1 protein-coding gene is annotated in these 778 nt (G+C 62.3%); it reads right to left on the bottom strand.

The window, feature by feature from the left end:
• Positions 1-10: 10 nt before the first annotated feature.
• A partial coding sequence (locus JYA52_RS11275) for a DDE-type integrase/transposase/recombinase (protein ID WP_205653276.1) occupies positions 11-778 on the bottom strand: 768 nt, incomplete at its 5' end.

Genomic DNA, 778 nt, shown 5'->3' with positions numbered 1-778 from the left:
CCGGTATATATCAAGCTGTTTGTGACAGCGGGGTGGTTTGTTTGTTGTTGATCCCGGCTTTGGGAGGGACTCCCGGTGCTGAGGGTTGGTTCCGGTATCGGTGTGGGTTGCGGGCGTAGCAGGCGTCGAGCGTTGCTTGCCGTTGCCTGCGGGCGTGCTCGACGTGTCCGTGGTGGATGGTGTCGGGTGTGTAGTAGTTCAGCCCGCTGTGGCGGTGGTTGGCGTTGTAGTCCGTGAAAAACGCCGTCATATATCCGCGCGCATGCTGCAGGTCCTGGAATTCCCGGGGGAACTCGAGGTCATATTTGACGGTCTTGAACAGCGACTCCGAGTATGGGTTGTCATCGGAGACCCGGGGCCGGGAGTAGGACAGTGCGATGCCCAAGGCCCGGGCGAGCTCCAGTGTGGTGCCTGCCCGCATAGGTGCCCCATTGTCTGCGTGAAGCACGCTCGGGGACTGCCTGTTGCCGGCCACGGCGTCTTGGATCAGGGCCGCGGCAAAGGCTGCGGTTTCGGTGTATTCGACGCGATGACCGACGACCTTGCGGGAGAACACGTCCATGCTCGTGTAGAGCCTGTAAGTATGTCTGCCCGGGCCGTGGAGCATCGTGATGTCCCAGCTCCAGAGCTGATTCGGGGCTGTGGCTTCCAAGACGGGCTTGGCCCTTTTCGGGCCCGTGCCACTACGTTGTGAGCGGCGGTCTCCGTTCTGCCCGTGCCTGGCCACCATCCGGTGCGCCGCCGCTATCGAGAACGAACAATGCCCCGCGTCCAACAT

Source organism: Arthrobacter pascens (assembly GCF_017052465.1).
Taxonomy (GTDB): Bacteria; Actinomycetota; Actinomycetes; order Actinomycetales; family Micrococcaceae; genus Arthrobacter; species Arthrobacter pascens.
The sequence above is the reverse complement of the archived record's forward strand: the minus strand, read 5'-3'. Positions and strand labels throughout refer to the sequence as shown.